Origin of the sequence: Pseudomonas sp. UBA4617 (genome assembly GCF_002386445.1) — a bacterium.
In the GTDB taxonomy this organism is placed as follows: Bacteria; Pseudomonadota; Gammaproteobacteria; order Pseudomonadales; family Pseudomonadaceae; genus Aquipseudomonas.
This window is the reverse complement of record NZ_DGIR01000021.1, coordinates 135,781-152,170: the sequence shown is the minus strand read 5'-3', so window position 1 is coordinate 152,170 and position 16,390 is coordinate 135,781. Positions and strand designations below refer to the sequence as shown.

Annotated in this window: 19 protein-coding genes, 1 pseudogene and 1 riboswitch; of the genes and pseudogenes, 11 read left to right on the top strand and 9 right to left on the bottom strand. The window is 63.2% G+C overall.

Features of this window, described 5'->3' with window-relative positions:
* Window positions 1–41: 41 nt before the first annotated feature.
* Together B4L76_RS08550 and upp are read right to left on the bottom strand one after the other, a co-directional pair.
* Window positions 42–1,313, bottom strand: a complete 1,272-nt coding sequence (locus B4L76_RS08550; protein WP_296231799.1) for a uracil-xanthine permease family protein — start codon at window positions 1,311–1,313, stop codon at window positions 42–44.
* Between the two features lie 2 nt (window positions 1,314–1,315).
* Window positions 1,316–1,954, bottom strand: a complete 639-nt coding sequence (gene upp / locus B4L76_RS08545; RefSeq protein WP_225780412.1) for a uracil phosphoribosyltransferase — start codon at window positions 1,952–1,954, stop codon at window positions 1,316–1,318.
* Between the two features lie 158 nt (window positions 1,955–2,112).
* Here upp and B4L76_RS08540 point away from each other — a divergent pair, with 158 nt between their 5' ends.
* The 4 genes and pseudogenes from B4L76_RS08540 to B4L76_RS08525 all read left to right on the top strand — a co-directional run bounded on the left by B4L76_RS08540 (window position 2,113) and on the right by B4L76_RS08525 (window position 4,103).
* Complete coding sequence (locus tag B4L76_RS08540) at window positions 2,113–2,670, top strand: hypoxanthine-guanine phosphoribosyltransferase (RefSeq protein WP_296231798.1); 558 nt, start codon at window positions 2,113–2,115, stop codon at window positions 2,668–2,670.
* A gap of 2 nt (window positions 2,671–2,672) precedes the next feature.
* Window positions 2,673–3,146 (top strand): WbuC family cupin fold metalloprotein, encoded by a 474-nt coding sequence (locus tag B4L76_RS08535; RefSeq protein ID WP_296231797.1) that lies wholly within the window; start codon window positions 2,673–2,675, stop codon window positions 3,144–3,146.
* Between the two features lie 127 nt (window positions 3,147–3,273).
* Window positions 3,274–3,744 (top strand): annotated as a pseudogene (locus B4L76_RS08530) (hypothetical protein).
* A 68-nt stretch (window positions 3,745–3,812) separates the two neighbouring features.
* Window positions 3,813–4,103 (top strand): PA4642 family protein, encoded by a 291-nt coding sequence (locus B4L76_RS08525; protein WP_296231796.1) that lies wholly within the window; start codon window positions 3,813–3,815, stop codon window positions 4,101–4,103.
* 54 nt (window positions 4,104–4,157) lie between these two features.
* On the opposite strand, the gene mqo is transcribed toward B4L76_RS08525, so the two are convergent.
* Window positions 4,158–5,666, bottom strand: a complete 1,509-nt coding sequence (mqo, locus tag B4L76_RS08520; protein ID WP_296231795.1) for a malate dehydrogenase (quinone) — start codon at window positions 5,664–5,666, stop codon at window positions 4,158–4,160.
* Between the two features lie 598 nt (window positions 5,667–6,264).
* Window positions 6,265–6,498 (bottom strand): hypothetical protein, encoded by a 234-nt coding sequence (locus tag B4L76_RS08515; RefSeq protein ID WP_296231794.1) that lies wholly within the window; start codon window positions 6,496–6,498, stop codon window positions 6,265–6,267.
* A 145-nt stretch (window positions 6,499–6,643) separates the two neighbouring features.
* Between B4L76_RS08515 and B4L76_RS08510 the strand changes: the two genes are divergently transcribed.
* Window positions 6,644–7,228: a YajG family lipoprotein gene (locus tag B4L76_RS08510; protein ID WP_296231793.1), complete on the top strand. Its 585-nt coding sequence runs from the start codon at window positions 6,644–6,646 to the stop codon at window positions 7,226–7,228.
* A gap of 106 nt (window positions 7,229–7,334) precedes the next feature.
* On the opposite strand, the gene B4L76_RS08505 is transcribed toward B4L76_RS08510, so the two are convergent.
* Window positions 7,335–7,541 carry a hypothetical protein gene (locus B4L76_RS08505; RefSeq protein ID WP_296231792.1) on the bottom strand — a complete coding sequence of 69 codons (207 nt, stop codon included), beginning with the start codon at window positions 7,539–7,541 and terminating at the stop codon, window positions 7,335–7,337.
* A 156-nt stretch (window positions 7,542–7,697) separates the two neighbouring features.
* Here B4L76_RS08505 and B4L76_RS08500 point away from each other — a divergent pair, with 156 nt between their 5' ends.
* A complete protein-coding gene (locus tag B4L76_RS08500; RefSeq protein ID WP_296231791.1) occupies window positions 7,698–7,958 on the top strand; it encodes a hypothetical protein in 261 nt (86 codons plus the stop codon).
* Between the two features lie 32 nt (window positions 7,959–7,990).
* Here the strand turns inward: B4L76_RS08500 and B4L76_RS08495 are convergent, their stop codons facing one another.
* Window positions 7,991–9,160, bottom strand: a complete 1,170-nt coding sequence (locus tag B4L76_RS08495; RefSeq protein ID WP_296231790.1) for a 1-acyl-sn-glycerol-3-phosphate acyltransferase — start codon at window positions 9,158–9,160, stop codon at window positions 7,991–7,993.
* 122 nt (window positions 9,161–9,282) lie between these two features.
* Between B4L76_RS08495 and B4L76_RS08490 the strand changes: the two genes are divergently transcribed.
* The 4 genes from B4L76_RS08490 to B4L76_RS08475 all read left to right on the top strand — a co-directional run bounded on the left by B4L76_RS08490 (window position 9,283) and on the right by B4L76_RS08475 (window position 11,293).
* Complete coding sequence (locus B4L76_RS08490; RefSeq protein WP_176516808.1) at window positions 9,283–9,468, top strand: CPXCG motif-containing cysteine-rich protein; 186 nt, start codon at window positions 9,283–9,285, stop codon at window positions 9,466–9,468.
* Window positions 9,468–9,728, top strand: coding sequence for a putative signal transducing protein (locus B4L76_RS08485; RefSeq protein ID WP_296231789.1), 261 nt, complete (start codon window positions 9,468–9,470; stop codon window positions 9,726–9,728). The genes B4L76_RS08490 and B4L76_RS08485 overlap by 1 nt, the downstream gene beginning before the upstream one ends.
* A 15-nt stretch (window positions 9,729–9,743) precedes the next feature.
* Entirely contained in the window at window positions 9,744–10,364 is a 621-nt protein-coding gene (locus B4L76_RS08480) for an SOS response-associated peptidase (protein ID WP_296231787.1), read from the top strand.
* Between the two features lie 113 nt (window positions 10,365–10,477).
* Complete coding sequence (locus B4L76_RS08475) at window positions 10,478–11,293, top strand: M48 family metallopeptidase (RefSeq protein ID WP_296231786.1); 816 nt, start codon at window positions 10,478–10,480, stop codon at window positions 11,291–11,293.
* Between the two features lie 39 nt (window positions 11,294–11,332).
* Here B4L76_RS08475 and B4L76_RS08470 read toward each other — a convergent pair whose 3' ends face one another.
* The 3 genes from B4L76_RS08470 to B4L76_RS08460 all read right to left on the bottom strand — a co-directional run bounded on the left by B4L76_RS08470 (window position 11,333) and on the right by B4L76_RS08460 (window position 14,200).
* A complete protein-coding gene (locus tag B4L76_RS08470) occupies window positions 11,333–11,917 on the bottom strand; it encodes a TMEM165/GDT1 family protein (RefSeq protein ID WP_186673688.1) in 585 nt (194 codons plus the stop codon).
* A gap of 87 nt (window positions 11,918–12,004) precedes the next feature.
* Window positions 12,005–12,144, bottom strand: a riboswitch (yybP-ykoY riboswitch).
* Between the two features lie 39 nt (window positions 12,145–12,183).
* On the bottom strand, window positions 12,184–13,182 hold the full coding sequence (locus B4L76_RS08465; RefSeq protein ID WP_296231785.1) for a class I SAM-dependent methyltransferase: 999 nt from the start codon (window positions 13,180–13,182) through the stop codon (window positions 12,184–12,186).
* Window positions 13,183–13,234: 52 nt separating this feature from the next.
* Window positions 13,235–14,200, bottom strand: a complete 966-nt coding sequence (locus tag B4L76_RS08460) for a 2-hydroxyacid dehydrogenase (RefSeq protein WP_296231784.1) — start codon at window positions 14,198–14,200, stop codon at window positions 13,235–13,237.
* Window positions 14,201–14,435: 235 nt separating this feature from the next.
* On the opposite strand from B4L76_RS08460, the gene B4L76_RS08455 reads away from it, so the two are divergent.
* On the top strand, window positions 14,436–16,118 hold the full coding sequence (locus tag B4L76_RS08455; RefSeq protein ID WP_296231783.1) for a fatty acid--CoA ligase: 1,683 nt from the start codon (window positions 14,436–14,438) through the stop codon (window positions 16,116–16,118).
* The last annotated feature ends 272 nt before the right edge of the window (window positions 16,119–16,390 follow it).

Below are 16,390 nucleotides of genomic sequence, written 5' to 3'. Positions count from 1 at the left end.
TGGCCTCTTCACGGGTGGAGCCGCGAAGAGGCCAGATCAGGTCAAGGCTGATCGTCCCGATTCTTGTGCTTCCAGCCATCATTCCCCGGCAGAATCAGGTTCAGGGCGATAGCCACGATGGCGCACAGGGCGATGCCTTTCAGGCCCCAGTCATCCGGGCCGTCGCCGCTGCCGATGAGCACGCCGCCGATACCGAACACCAGGGTGACCGAAACGATCACCAGGTTGCGCGCTTCGGCCAGGTCGATCTTGTGACGGATCATGGTATTCATGCCCACCGCTGCGATCGAGCCAAACAGCAGGCACAGGATGCCGCCCATCACCGGTACCGGAATGCTCTGAAGCAGCGCGCCGAACTTGCCGATGAAGGCCAGGGTAATGGCGAAGATCGCCGCCCAGGTCATGATTTTCGGGTTGTAGTTCTTGGTCAGCATCACCGCGCCGGTCACTTCGGCGTAGGTGGTGTTGGGCGGACCACCGAACAGGCCGGCGGCGGTGGTGGCCAGGCCGTCACCCAGCAGGGTGCGGTGCAGGCCGGGCTTCTTCAGGTAGTCGCGGCCGGTCACGCTGCCGACCGCAATCACCCCGCCGATGTGCTCGATCGCCGGTGCCAGGGCGACCGGGACGATGAACAGGATGGCCTGCCAGTTGAATGCCGGCGCGGTGAAGTTGGGTAGCTCAAGCCACGGGGCAGCGGCGATTTTGCCAGTGTCGACCACGCCAAAGGCGAACGACAGGGCAAAGCCGACCAGCACCCCGGCAATGATCGGCACCAGGCGGAAGATGCCCTTGCCGAACACGGCGACGATCAGCGTGGTCAGCAGCGCGGGCATGGAGATCAGCATGGCGGTCTTGTACGGCAGCAGCACGCTGCCGTCCCCGGCCTTGCCCATCGCCATGTTGGCGGCGATCGGTGCCATGGCCAGGCCGATGGAGATGATCACCGGGCCGATTACCACCGGCGGCAGCATGCGGTCGATGAAACCGGTGCCTTTGATTTTCACCATCAGGCCCATGAAGGTGTAGACGAAGCCTGCGGCCATCACGCCGCCCATGGTCTCGGCCAGGCCGAACTGGCCCTTGGCGAGGATGATCGGGGTGATGAAGGCGAAGCTCGAGGCCAGGAACACCGGGACCTGGCGGCCGGTGACCAACTGGAACAGCAAGGTGCCGATGCCGGCGGTGAACAGCGCGACGTTCGGGTCGAGGCCGGTGATCAGCGGCATCAGCACCAGCGCGCCGAATGCCACGAAGAGCATCTGCGCGCCCGAAACGACCTGGCGCCAGAGCGGGTCGTTGAAGCCGTCCTGCATGGTCAGGCGTCCTTTTGCTTGGTGCCGAAGATCTTGTCACCGGCATCGCCCAGGCCTGGCACGATGTAGCCGTGTTCGTTCAGGTGCTGGTCGATCGACGCGGTGTAGATCTGTACGTCCGGGTGGGCTTTTTCCACCACTTCGATGCCTTCTGGCGCGGCCACCAGGACCATGGCACGGATCTCTTTGCAGCCAGCCTTCTTCAGCAGGTCGATGGTGGCGACCATCGAACCGCCGGTGGCCAGCATCGGGTCGATGATCAGGGCCAGGCGCTGGTTGATGTCCGGCGCGAGCTTTTCCAGGTAGGTGTGGGCTTCGAGGGTTTCTTCGTTGCGCGCAACACCGACCGCGCTGACCTTGGCCCCCGGGATCAGGCTGAGCACACCGTCGAGCATGCCGATGCCGGCGCGCAGGATCGGCACCACGGTAATCTTCTTGCCAGCGATCTTTTCAACTTGCACCTTGCCACACCAGCCGTCGATCTCGTAGCTTTCCAGCGGCAGGTCCTGGGTCGCTTCGTAAGTCAGGAGCGCGCCGACTTCCTGGGCGAGTTCGCGAAAATTCTTGGTGCTGATATCGGCACGGCGCATCAGGCCGAGCTTGTGGCGGATCAGCGGATGGCGGATCTCACGAGTGGGCATAGGGGGCTCCGAAAGGCGGGCAAAAAAACCGCGCTAGATTAATCTATTCAGCCTGTGCTGTCGTCTGGTCATTTGGACGTTAGTCCATAAATGCTTGATCTGTGACGAGCGGATGCGTACCTTTGCCCGCTTTTCCAAAATGCCACCCGGAGAGCGCCATGTCCGCCGATCTCGAGCATATCCGTCAAGTCATGCGTGAAGCTGACTGCCTGTACACCGAAGCCGAAGTCGAAGCGGCCATCGCCAAAGTCGGCGCGCAGATCTGCAACGACCTGCACGACAAGAACCCGGTGGTATTCTGCGTGATGAACGGCGGCCTGATCTTCTCCGGCAAACTGCTGACCCACTTGCATTTCCCGCTGGAGGCCAGCTACCTGCACGCCACCCGCTACCGCAACCAGACCAGCGGCGGCGAGTTGTTCTGGAAGGCCAAACCGGAAGTGTCGTTCATCGACCGTGACGTCTTGATCGTCGATGACATCCTCGATGAAGGTCACACCCTTGGCGCCATCATCGAGTTCTGCAAGCATGCCGGCGCGCGTTCGGTGCACACCGCAGTACTGATCGACAAGGACCATGACCGCAAGGCCAGCCCGGACCTCAAGGCCGACTACGTGGGCCTGCCCTGCGTCGACCGCTACATCTTCGGCTACGGCATGGACTACAAAGGCTACTGGCGCAACGCCAACGGCATTTTCGCCGTCAAGGGGCTGTGACCATGCGCCAGCCTGCGTTCATCGACCAATCGCTGTTCGCCGGGCTGGCCGCGCAGGCTGCCGCCAGCCCGAGGCAGCGGCAGCACCACACCTTCCATGAGATGGAAGAACCCTGCCACCGCATGGCTGTCGGCCTGCAGCCGGGTACCTACATCCCGCCACACCGCCACCTCAGCGCCGACAAGGCGGAAACGCTGCTGGCCCTCAAGGGACGCTTCGGCCTGCTGCTGTTCGATGAACAAGGCGTGGTGACCGACAAGCGGGTGCTGCAGGCGGGCGGTGACTGCCTCGGGGTGGATCTGGCGCCAGGCATCTACCACGGGCTGGTAGTGCTGGAACCGGACAGCATCCTGTTCGAATGCAAGGCCGGGCCGTACCGTCCGGTGGGCGAAGGCGAGCACGCGCACTGGGCACCGCGCGAGGGTGAAGAGGGAGCTGCCGGTTACCAGGCCTGGATGGTCGCGCAGTTCGCTTGATGTACCTGCCCTGGCCCGGTTGCCGGCAAGCCAGCTCACGCCGGAATCGCCCATGGCTTGCCAGCGACCGGGCCGCTACAGCCCACACCCGGCATGCTAGAGTGCTCCTTCATACAAGGAGCCTCACATGCGTGCGTTTCTTCCCATGCTGCTGGCGGTCAGCCTGCCACTTGCCGCCGCACCACTGCACAGCCAGTTCCTGCCACCTGACGATCAGTCCCTGCGCCAGGAAGCGCCAACCGGCCAGTAATTGCTGCAGGTGACCGATTATTCGGTGGTCGTCGGCGCCCAGCGCCAGTCCGACCAGCAGCCGATCCCGATCACTTCCTCGTTGCAGGTGCGCCTCAAGGGCAAGCCGTTGAACAAGGGCGCGACCATCGCCCAGGTGTTGCTGACCTTCGACGGGGAAGCGGCCAAGAGCCTGAAAAAACCCGTGTACGACGAGAAAACCCGTACCCTGAGCCTGAATTACCCGGTCAGCGACTACCGGGTGATCATGGACCTGCTGCGCAATGAAACGCTGTATGTGCAGTTCCTCACCTACGGCAACGGCCACATCTGGGCCGACCTGCACACCGGCACCGTACGTACGCGTTGAGGCGCGCGGGCTGAGGGGGGTACACTGCCGGCCTTCGAAATCCCGTGATGGTCCAGTTGGAGTCGGCAATGCGTAAAGACAAGAAACAGGTAATCGGCGACGAGATCAGCGACGACTACATCAAGACGTTCCTTCAATTCGAGCCGGCCGACGGGGTGACCTCACCTTCGCTGCACAAGCTGGTCAAGGCCTACCGGGGCCTGCGCGTCGACGACTTCGCGCGCTTTGTCGGCTTCTTCGTCGAAGCGGGCCTGGACCTGGATGGCAAGGACGAGCATGGCAAGACCTTCGTCGAGCAGATTGCCGACCAACGCAATGCGGCTGAATACATCGAGATCATCGCCAACGCTCGCGGCTGATAAGATCCAGGTAACAAAAAACGCCCCGAGGGGCGTTTTTTGTTACCGCTGCAATCAAGCGTAATGCTTGGCCGCCGGGCTGCTTTCCACCAGGTCCAGCGCCACGTCGTTGTCGGCACTGATCTTGTGGTACAGGGCTGCGTCGGTCGCCAGGGTCTTCTCGCGAGCCGGGAAGATTTCCTTGAGCTTGGCAGCCCAGGCACCTTTGGCCTGCTCGGGGAAGCAGCGCTCGATCAGTTCCAGCATGATCGACACGGTCACCGAAGCACCCGGCGATGCGCCGAGCAGTGCCGCCAGGCTACCGTCCTGGGCCGAGACCAGCTCGGTACCGAACTGCAGCACGCCACCTTTCTTCGGGTCTTTCTTGATGATCTGCACACGCTGCCCGGCCACTTCCAGGCGCCAGTCTTCGGCCTTGGCCTGCGGGTAGAAGCGCCGCAGGGCTTCCAGGCGCTGCTCCATCGACTGCATCACTTCACTGACCAGGTACTTGGTCAGGTCCATGTTGTCGCGGGCCACGGCCAGCATCGGGCCGATATTGCCCATGCGCACCGACAGCGGCAGGTCCATCAGCGAACCGTGCTTGAGGAACTTGGTGGTGAAGCCGGCGTACGGCCCGAACAGCAGCGATTTCTTGCCGTCGACCACGCGGGTGTCCAAGTGCGGTACCGACATCGGCGGGGCACCGACCGCGGCCTGGCTGTAGACCTTGGCCTGGTGCTGCTTGACGATTTCCGGGTTGTCGCAACGCAGCCACTGGCCGCTGACCGGGAAGCCGCCGAAGCCCTTGCTTTCCGGAATGCCGGACATCTGCAGCAGCGGCAGGGCAGCGCCACCGGCACCGAGGAAGACGAAGCGGGCGTCCACTTCGCGGCTGCCGCCGCTGTTCACGTCCTTGATGCTCACGGTCCAGCCGCTGCCATTACGGCGCAGGCCGACGACCTTCTTGCTGTACTTGACCTGGGCGTGCTCGGCGTCGCCCAGCAGCTTCAGCAGCTTGTTGGTCAGCGCGCCGAAGTTGACGTCGGTGCCCTTGATTACGCGGGTGGCGGCGATGCGCTGGTCGGCCGGGCGGCCTGGCATCATCAGCGGCATCCAGTCCTTCATCACCGCCTTGTCTTCGGTGTATTCCATGTCGGCGAAGGCATGGTGCTGCTTGAGCAGTTCGAAGCGCTTCCTGAGGAAGGCAATACCCTTGTCACCCTCGACATAGCTCAGGTGCGGCACAGGGTTGATGAAAGCACGCGCCGAGCCGAAGTTGCCCTTCTTGCTCAGGTAGGCCCAGAACTGGCGCGAAACCTCGAACTGGGTGTTGATGTGCACGGCCTTCTTGATGTCGATGCTGCCATCGGCGGCCTGCGGCGTGTAGTTAAGCTCGCATAGGCCGGCGTGGCCGGTACCTGCGTTGTTCCAGGGGTTGGAGCTTTCCGCGGCTCCGGAGTCCATCGCCTCGACCACCTCGAGTTTCAGGGCCGGGTCGAGCTCCTTGAGCAGTACGGCCAGGGTGGCACTCATGATGCCCGCGCCAACCAGTACCACATCAACCGATTCGTTCTGCGCCATTTAACGCGTCTCCACAATCTACAGCTACCTAATTGACAGCATAGGACCTGGGGTCGCCAGGATCGCCATGTCCGACTTCTCGCAGTTCTTGCAACTTCCGCGGGCACCGCCAATCAGTCTTCGGGTTCGGCTATTGAACGCCGTTTGCCACGGGTGCGGCAATTCGACTTATGGTCAAGGTGTCGTGCGTGCGTTATGGAACGGCTCAGATACTCATCCGGGATGAGCGCATTTGCCGCCTGTTCAGGGCTGTTCGGGACACATCTGCCGCTTTTGCACATGCCAGACTGTTCATTTGCTCGCCACACTCTTGTGAAGTTGTGAAAACCGTTTTTTCACGCTCTTTTGGAGACGTGAACCTCAAAAGGGACTGCGCGATGGCAACCCGCAGGTTCATGCAGTGTGAAGGGCCGGAAAAGCAGGCACGACAGCCGATGCAAGACCTGAGTGGAAGGCTCTCTGTGGGCGAAGCGGTGAAGTTGCCGGGGTCAATCGGCGATGCGGGGCCCGATCAGGAGACGTCCTTATAATCGGGGGGAGATTATAGCGAGGTCGCGCGCAGAAATGTCGCCATTCGTGGTTTTTATTGCAGCGTTTGTCAGGCCGCGAGGATGCGCTGGTGCCAGCGGCGGCTTGCGCGTGCGCAAACCCTGGCACTGGCGGGCAGCTCGCGGCCCAGCCAGGCAAGCTGGATTTCCCCGATCCGGACCCAGCCGCTGCCGCTGGGGGCCTGGCTGCATTGCTTGAAGGCCAGGCATTTGCCTTCGGCATCGAGGCGCGCATAGGCGTTGTGGCGCGGGCGTGGGAAGAGCAGGGTCCAGAGCGGGGCCATGGCAGCGGGTCCTGTGCGTTGGGGCTTGGCGCAAGAATAAGGGCGCGGCGATGAAACCATTGTGACAACCGGTCCGGACCGATGACTGGTCGGTGGGTCGCTAGGTATACTGTGGGCCTTCGCCGTATATTCTGGAGTAACGCGCATGTTGCAACGTCTGTTGTTCGGTTTGATCGCCGTGGCCAGTCTCAGCCTGGCCGGTTGTGCCCACAGCCCGCAACAACTCAGCCCGCAACCCACGCTCAAGGCCCAGCTCGCCCCGGTCGGCCATGGCCAGCCGGTGGTGGTCCGGGTCGTTGACGGCCGGGCGTCGCCGTCCCTGGGCACTCGTGGTGGCATGTACCCTGAAACCAGCACCATCAGCGTCAGCGGTAACGACATCGTGCCCAAGCTGCAGGCCCAGGCCGAAGCCGCTGTGCGCCTGCTCGGCTTCACCCCGACGCCGAACGCCTATAACGCGCCGAAGCTGACCGTGACCCTGGCCGAGTTGAAGTACCAGTCGCCGAAAGACAAGCTGTACGTCACCGAGGCGACCATCGGCGCTACCTTCCGTGCCGACGTTGCCAACGGCGGCCGTACCTACAGTGGGCGTTACGGCGCTTCGCTGGACCAGCGTTTCGGCATGGCACCGAACCAGGAAACCAACAACCAGCTGGTGGGCGATGTGCTGAGCGATGCCCTGACCCGCCTGTTCAAGGACCCGAGCATCGGGCAGGTGCTGGGGCAGTAAACCTTTTACTGGCATGAAGAAAACCCGCTGCCTGTGCTTCAGGCAGCGGGTTTTTTGTTGGCTGTAGCTGCCTTGCGGGTGAACCCGCGAGCAGTTCGGTCCAGGCTTATGCCGCTTCTATCTGGAAATCCAGCACGCTGAGGCCGGTATGGGTATCGATATCCGGTAAACCGTCATGCACATGCCCACCCAGCGCGCAATACACCAGCCACTGGCGGTCTTGCACGTTGATGGCAAGACCATCGATCAGCGCCTGCTGTTCGTCGCTTTGGGCAACGAGGTAAAGACGGTCCTGGTTTTCGGCGTGCAGCATGAACTAGCTCCGGGTCATTGAAAGGCCGACAGGGTGGCCTGTTCAGATGACGAGCACATGACAGATGAAATTTAATGACACTTTGTCGCCCGGGCCGGGTGTCAGGGCTTGACTTGGGTAGAATGCGGGCCTCGTCGCTCACACCGAGGTTGCGTGATGTCCTTGCAAGTGCTCTGGGGGTTCCTGGCCGCCCACCCGGCCAAACTGATCAATCTGCTGGCGCTGCTGCTGACCTGCCCGGGCGGGCTGCTGCTGCACGGTGCGCGGCGGCGCGAGGCCGAGACCCGCGAGTACATGGCAATGGGCGAGGGGGTAGTGGACGCGTTCGACCTTCGGGTGCCGCGCTATTTCTACATTCTCGGCTTTTCCTGCCTGGCGATGGCGTTGCTGCTGTCCTGGTTCAGTACCTGGGTCTGACAAACCGGGGCTGCGAAGCAGCCCCGATGCCATCAGGCGACCGGTGCCTGCTGCCTGACCTGGTACTGGTTACGCACCGGCGTGGCATACTGCAACACCAGGTACGGCCGCTGCTCTTCAGGGCAGGCATCCAGGCGGCGTTGCCATTCCTCTCTGGCCCGGGCCAGCTCATCGGCCGGGAATACGTTATCGGCGCTCGGTACCTGCAAGGACTCATCCTTGCCTTCCCACATCGCATACGCCAGGTAGTGGACCGGGAACAGCCGGTAGCCGCCGAGGATCTGACGGTCGATTTCCGCCGCCAGCTGCTTGGTGTCTTCGTAGTACTCGGTCACCGGAGGGGCGAAGTTGATATGCACCCTGCCTTTGTAGCCGGTAATGCCCTTGGCGATGCTGTTGTCATCCTCACCTGGCGCCTTCTTGTAGGTGCCGGTGGTGGCGCGGATATACAGCTCGCGGGCCTTGGCCTGGTCGCACGGGTCGTATTCATAGCTGATCGACACCGGCGTCAGGTTCAGGCTCTGGATCACCGCGCCGAACGGTTCGTCCTTGCGGCTCATGTGGAACATCTTGAGAATCGCCGAGTCGGTGCGGTCGTCACCGTCCTTGGCGCGGCCTTCGGCCTGGGCGATCCAGATCGATGTCACGTCGTTGCGGATCGAGTGGTTGATGTACGCCGAAAGCAACTGGTAGGCGGCCAGCTTCTCGCGACGCCCGCTGAGCGACCGGTGCACGATGAAGCTCTTGTTCAGGCGCATCATGTCGCTGACGAAGGGTTTCTGTAGCAGGTTGTCACCAATGGCGATGCGCGGCGTGGGCAGGCCGGCGTGGTAAACCGCGTAGTTGACGAAGGCCGGGTCCATGACGATGTCGCGGTGGTTGGCCAGGAACAGGTAGGCGGTACCGGCCTTGAGCTGCTCCACGCCCGAATAGGTGACGCCGTCGGTGGCGCGGTCGATGGTCTGGTCGACGTAGTATTCGACTTTGTCCTGCAAGGTCGAGACACAGCTGACGCCGGCGAATTCCTTGCGCAGGCGGCGTGCGATCAGCGGCTTGAGCAACCAGCCCAGGGCGCCGGCCGCACGCGGGAAGCGGAAGTGGGTGAGGATATCGAGGAATGCCGGGTCGCTGAGCAGGCGTGCCAGAACGGCAGGGACCTCAGCGTCGTCGTACGGTCGGATGGCATCGAATTCGCCCATCATGCTCTCTTGTTGGAAACGGCTAGGGTAATAATGTAGGGACGGGCTCCGAAAAACGGCTCGGACGCACACAGGCCCTGTAAACAGACCGGCAATTATACGCATAAGTCACTGCGGAGGCCGCGATGCTGGAAACCGACTTCTATGATTGCCCGTATTGTGGCGAACGGGTGGAGACCACCGTCGATCTGTCGGCTGGCGACCAGGTCTATACCGAGGATTGCCAGGTGTGCTGCCAGCCTGTGGTGTTCATTCTGCAGGTCCATGGCGACGAATGGATGCTCGAAGTCCGCCGCGAGGATGACGCCTGATGCAGCGAATCTACGAACCGGAAAGCCTGCTCGAGGCGGAAATGCTGGCGGGCATGCTTGCCAGCGAAGGCGTTGAAGTACACGTGGTCGGCCGCGACCTGGTCGGTGCCGCCGGCGAGTTGCCGCTGCAAGGCCTGCTGGGGCTGGCCGTGGCTGATGAGCAGGCCGAATACGCACGACAGCTGATCGATGCGTACAATGACGCCCAGCCACTGGTTGGCGACGAACCGGAGAGTTTTCCCGGTACCTTGATCTGTTAGGTTCTGAATTCGCCCATGTGTGGACGTTACGCGCTGTTTCGCTGGCCCCAGGCGCTGGCCTGCCTACCGGGCTTTCCTGCCGGGCAGCCAGCCCAATGGAACATCTCGCCAGGGGCTTCGGTACTGATCCAGCGGCAGCTGGACGGCCAGTTGCAATTGGCCAAGGCGCGCTGGGGGCTGACCCCGGCCTGGCTCACCGACCTGTCCCGTACCCCGGCCCATGCCCGCGCCGAGACCCTGGCCGAACAGCCGATGTTTCGCGATGCGTTCCGCCAGCGGCGCTGCCTGATGCCGGCCAACGGTTTCTACGAATGGCGTGGCAGTGTACGCAAGCGCCCGTACTGGTTGACCCCAGGGGAGGGCGCGTCGCTATACTTCGCCGCCATATGGGAGGCTTACCCCGTGCAGGACCAAGTGTGGCTGAGTTGTGCGGTGGTGACCCAGGCGGCCATGAACCAGCGTCGGCCGTTGATTCTGGATGAAGCAGGGCAGGCGGCCTGGCTTGACCCGGACACGCCTCTGACGCGCCTGCACGAGCTGCTGGCCAGCCCGTCGGCACAGTTGCGTGAGCGGGCGTTGGCCAACTTCGTCAATGACCCGAAGCTGGATGCACCAGAGTGCCTGACCCCGGCCTGATGGCCTGCCTGAACCGGCGTATCGAGGCTTCAGTGAAAATCTTCTCTACGGCTATGGCGGCCCACAGGCCAGTCAGCCTAGGATACGGCGCATGTAGGAAAGGGAGTGTTTTCATGCGTAAGTCTTTTGTCGTCAGCCTCTTGAGTGCTGGCATCCTGCTGGCCGGCTGCCAGGCGGTGAATACCACCAGCGGCGGTGCTGTCGGCGTCGAACGCCAGCAATACATGTTCAGCATGCTTTCGGCCGATGAAGTCAACAAGATGTATGCCCAGTCGTACCAGCAGACCCTCGGCGAGGCATCCAGCAAAGGCGTGCTCGACAAGTCCAGCGCCGATGCCAAGCGTGTGCAGGCCATCGCCAACCGCCTGATCGCCCAGACCCCCAAGTTCCGCCCGGATGCCGCGCAGTGGGACTGGCAGGTCAATGTGATCAAGAGTGACGAACTCAACGCCAACTGCGGCCCGGGTGGCAAGATCATCGTCTACACCGGGCTGATCGACCAGCTTCAGCTCACCGATGCGGAAATCGCCGCGGTGGTCGGCCACGAGATCGCCCACGCCTTGCGTGAACACAGCCGCGAAGCGATGTCCAAGGCATATGGCGTCGAGATGGCCCGCCAGGGTGCTGGCGCCATCTTCGGCCTGGGCCAGAGCAGCATGGCCCTGGCCGACACCGTGGTGAACTATGCCATGACCCTGCCTAACAGCCGGGCCAACGAGAACGAGGCCGACCTGATTGGCCTGGAACTCTCGGCGCGTGCCGGTTACGACCCGAACGCCGCAATCACCCTGTGGAACAAGATGACCAAGGCTTCCGAAGGTGCACCGCCTGAGTTCATGAGCACCCACCCGGCGTCGGCGAGCCGTATCGCTTCGTTGCAGGCGGCGATTCCGAAGGTCATGCCGCTGTATCAGGCTGCCAAAAAGTAATGACTGTCATGGGGCCGCTTCGCGGCCCCGTCTTCCTGATTATCCGACCCAGCCACTGGCCTTCATCGCCGAGTAGACGGCCACGATCGCCAGCACGAAGAACGCCGTCGCGGCGAGGCGACGAATCAGCGTCAGCGGCAGTTTGTCCGCTGCGAAGTTACCTGCCAGCACCACCGGCACGTTGGCAATCAGCATGCCCAGGGTGGTGCCGATGATGACCATGATCAGGTGCGGATACTGAGCCGCCAGCATCACCGTGGCGACCTGGGTCTTGTCACCGATTTCCGCCAGGAAGAAGGCAATCAACGTCGTCAGGAACGGCCCGAAGCGGCGTGCCGGGCTCTCGTCGTCATCCATCTTGTCCGGTACCAGGGTCCACAGCGCGGTGGCGGTAAAGCTGGCGGCCAGGACCCAGTGCAATGCCGAATCGCTGAAGAAGCTGCCGACCCATGCCCCCACGGCACCGGCCGCAGCATGGTTGGCCAGGGTCGCGGCGATGATGCCGGCGATGATCGGCCACGGCTTGCGGAAGCGGGCAGCGAGAATGAGCGCGAGCAGTTGCGTCTTGTCGCCAATTTCGGCGAGCGCAACGATTGCGGTGGGGACCAGCAGAGATTCCAGCATCAGTATTCCTACGGGGGCGGGTCGACACGGCTATGACACGTACAGCCTCCCCGCCCCGGGTAAGGTGTGCGTGTCATAGGTCTTGTCAAACCCTGGATCCGTCTACGCGGATCTCGCCATGCAGGCTGCATGGTGGGTCGCACGCGCCATGGTCTGTGGACCAAGTATGTTGACGCGTACCGGGCGAGCTGGGCGCTCGCGGGAGACTACTCCCCTAGGACGGTGCGGATTCTGCCTAGGCAAAACGCTTTCGGCAAGCGCTGTTTTTATCCGCGTGTTGCCCGGTAGATGCGGAAGCCATCGGCCTCGTCGCACACCTGGCAGTTGCCCAGCGCGCCTTCGATCAGCGGCTGGTAACGCAGGAAACTGTTGGCAACCAGGCGCATTTCGCCGCCTTTTCGCAGATGCTTCGCCGATCTTGTCAGCAAGTTCTCCGATGCCTGGTAATTGGTATGAACCCCTGTGTGGAACGGCGGGTTGCTCAGAATCAGGCTCAGTTCGGTAGGGGCAGCGTCAATGCCGTCACCGCTGATCACTTCACCTTCCAGGCCGTTGGCGGCCAAGGTCAGCCGGCTGGCAGCCACCGCGAAGGCATCCACGTCCAGCAGGGTTACCCGGCTTTGTGGATAACGGCGTTTGACCGTAGCGCCGAGCACCCCGGCACCGCAGCCGAAGTCCAGCACATGCCCGCTCGGCAGGCCGTCGAGGTGCTTGAGCAGCAGGGCGGTACCGCGATCGAGGCGGCCATGGCTGAACACGCCGGGCAGGCTGACCACCTGCAGCGGGCCGTCTTCGAGGGCCAGCTCGAAGCGTTCGGCCAGGTTTGCCAGGGGGGTTAACTGTGGCACCTGCGCGATGGTCACTTGCCAAAGCTGGCAATGGCGGGCGCTGTCGAGCTTGCGTGGCTTGCCGAAGGCCTGCAACTGTTTGGCAGCGCCTTCGATGCCACCGCGCTTTTCGCCTACCAGGTACAGTTCACGGCCGGCCAGGCGCGACGCCAGTGCATTGAGCAGGTAGCCAGCCAGTTCGCGGGACTTGGGCAGGAACAGCACCGCACGGTCGAAGGCCACGTCCGGGGGTTCGACCCCGTAGTGACTGCGGCCGATGTAACGGCTCTGCAGCATGCCCTGATCGCCCGCATGCCAGGTCCAGGCCTGGGCCTGGGGCAACTGGCCGAGCAGGTCGTCGGCGGGGGCGCCGGCAATCAGCAGCGACCCTTGGAACAGCTCTGCCTGGCGGAGCAACACTTCACTGCGCGGGTCCATGGACGATGCCTCCGGAAAAAGTGGCGCAGTGTAGCAGAGCCGGGCGCCGCGCTCAGCTGACCACGCGGCGCGGCTGCCCGGCGAAGAAAGCCTGGGCGTTTTCGCTCAGCTGGCCGACGATGCGCTGGCGCGATTCCACCGCACCCCAGGCACTGTGCGGGGTGATGACCAGGCGCGGAATACCGGGTTCAAGCAGCGGGTTGCCATTGACCGGCGGCTCTGCGCTCAACACGTCGGTGGCGGCGCCACCCAGGTGGCCGCTGCGCAGTGCGTCGGCCAGCGCCTGCTCGTCGATCAGGCCGCCGCGAGCGGTGTTGACCACCAGTGCGCCGGGCTTGAGCAGCGCCAGTTCGCGCGCACCGAGCATGTGCCGGGTGTATTCGTTCAGCGGGCAATGCAGGGTCAGGGCGTCGACTTGCGGCAGCAGTTCGTCCAGCGGCAGCCGGTCTGGCCGTTGCGGGCGGCCGGGGATCTGCCCGCTCAGCACGCGCATGCCAAAGGCTTCGGCCAGCCGCGCCACCGCGCCGCCCAGTTCGCCGTGGCCGAGCAGGCCCAAGGTCTTGCCTTCGAGTTCGACGATAGGGAAGTCCAGCAGGCAGAACTGGCTGGCCTTGGCCCACCGGCCGTCGGCTACCGCCTGGTTGTAGTCGCACAGGCGAGTGGCCAGGGCCAGCAGCAGGGCGAGGGTGTGCTGGGCCACGGACGGTGTGCCGTAGCCTTGGCAGTTGCACACGGTGACACCCTGGGCGCGCGCTGCCGCCAGGTCGACATTGTTGGTGCCGGTGGCGGCGACCAGGATCAGCTTCAACTGCGGGTTGGCGCCCAGCGTTGCAGCGTCGAGCATGACCTTGTTGCTGATCACCGCCACCGCACCCTGCAGCCGCTCGGCAACCTGCTCCGGGCGAGTGGCGGCGTAGAGCTCGAATTCGTCGAATTGCTGCTTCAAGGGCGAGAGGTCGAGATCACCCAGGTCCAGGGACTGGTGATCGAGAAACACGGCACGTCGCGGGCTGGGCATGGGGCTCTCCGTTGCAGGGCATGGGTATCGGTGTTCTGGCCGCGGAAGGGTTGTAGATCCGGGGACAAGTCCTGAAGCTGTCGGCGCAGTGTCTAGCCCGCGGTTACCGCCCGTCAACGCCTCCACTCATACCTTTGGCGCGCAAATCATTCCTTCGGCTGATTTGGCCGTCACATTGGCGGACTACAGTAATTGCCAGAGTTGTCCGGCCCGCCTTTTCCGAAAAGGGATACCCATGTTGCAGACCCGCATCATCAAGCCCACCGAGGGCGCCTACGCCTACCCGCTGCTGATCAAACGCCTGCTGATGTCCGGCAGCCGCTATGAAAAGACCCGCGAAATCGTCTACCGCGACCAGTTGCGGCTGACCTACCCGCAGCTCAACGAACGCATCGCGCGCCTGGCCAACGTGCTCACCGAAGCCGGCGTGAAGGCGGGTGACACCGTGGCCGTGATGGACTGGGACAGTCACCGCTACCTGGAATGCATGTTCGCCATCCCGATGATCGGTGCGGTGGTGCATACCATCAACGTGCGCCTGTCGCCAGAGCAGATTCTTTACACCATGAACCACGCCGAAGACCGCTTGGTGCTGGTCAACAGCGACTTCGTCGGCCTGTACCAGTCGATTGCCGGGCAGTTGACCACTGTCGACAAGACCTTGCTGCTGACCGATGGCCCGGACAAGACCGCCGAGCTGCCTGGCCTGGTCGGCGAGTATGAGCAATTGCTGGCCGCCGCCAGCCCGCGCTACGACTTCCCCGATTTCGACGAAAATTCGGTGGCCACTACTTTCTACACCACGGGTACCACCGGCAACCCCAAGGGTGTCTACTTCACTCACCGGCAACTGGTGCTGCATACCCTGGCCGAAGCGTCGGTGACCGGCAGCATCGACAGCGTGCGCCTGCTGGGCAGCAATGACGTGTACATGCCGATCACCCCGATGTTCCACGTGCATGCCTGGGGCATCCCTTACGCCGCGACCATGCTCGGCATGAAGCAGGTGTACCCCGGCCGCTACGAACCGGAGATGCTGGTCAGGCTGTGGCGTGAGGAGAAGGTCACGTTCTCCCATTGCGTGCCGACCATCCTGCAGATGCTGCTCAACTGCCCGACCGCGCAAGGGCAGGACTTTGGCGGCTGGAAAATCATCATCGGCGGTAGCGCGCTCAACCGTTCGCTGTATCAGGCTGCCCTGGCTCGCGGCATCCAGCTGACCGCGGCGTATGGCATGTCGGAAACCTGCCCGCTGATCTCCGCCGCGCACCTGAACGACGAGTTGCAGGCCGGCAGCGAGGATGAGCGCGTCACCTACCGCATCAAGGCTGGCGTGCCGGTACCGCTGGTCGAGGCGGCGATTGTCGATGGCAATGGCAACTTCCTGCCCGCCGATGGCGAAACCCAGGGCGAGCTGGTGCTGCGTGCGCCGTGGCTGACCCTGGGCTATTTCAAGGAGCCGGAAAAGAGCGAGGAGCTGTGGCAGGGGGGCTGGCTGCACACCGGTGACGTCGCCACGCTGGACGGCATGGGTTACATCGACATCCGCGACCGGATCAAGGACGTGATCAAGACCGGCGGCGAATGGGTATCTTCACTCGACCTCGAAGACCTGATCAGCCGCCACCCGGCGGTGCGCGAAGTGGCGGTGGTCGGGGTGGCCGACCCACAGTGGGGCGAGCGGCCGTTTGCCCTGCTGGTGGTGCGTGACGGCCAGGCCATCGACGCCAGGACGCTCAAGGAGCACCTCAAGCCGTTCGTCGAGCAAGGCCATATCAACAAATGGGCGATTCCCAGCCAGATCGCCGTTGTTACTGAAATTCCCAAGACCAGTGTCGGCAAGCTCGACAAGAAACGTATCCGCCAGGACATCGTGCAGTGGCAGGCCAGCAACAGCGCGTTCCTTTCCACGCTGTAACCGCCCTGCGGGTCGCGGTGCGCAGCACCCGGCCCGCATCCTAGAGCGGTCAGGTCCTTGCCAAATGGCGGAAATACGCCATCCTTTAGCACTGTCAGCCCGCTACCGATACCAGATTGCAGCGCGTTGGCAGCACGGAGCGCAAATCACACTTTAGAGGGATCAAGCGCCTGTGCCTTGCTGGCTATAGTCGGGGCCAGGGGATTTTCAGGAATGGGGGTTGGCGGCATGCGCAAGCCATGTCGTCGCGGGCGCAAGCCTGCATCCGGTCG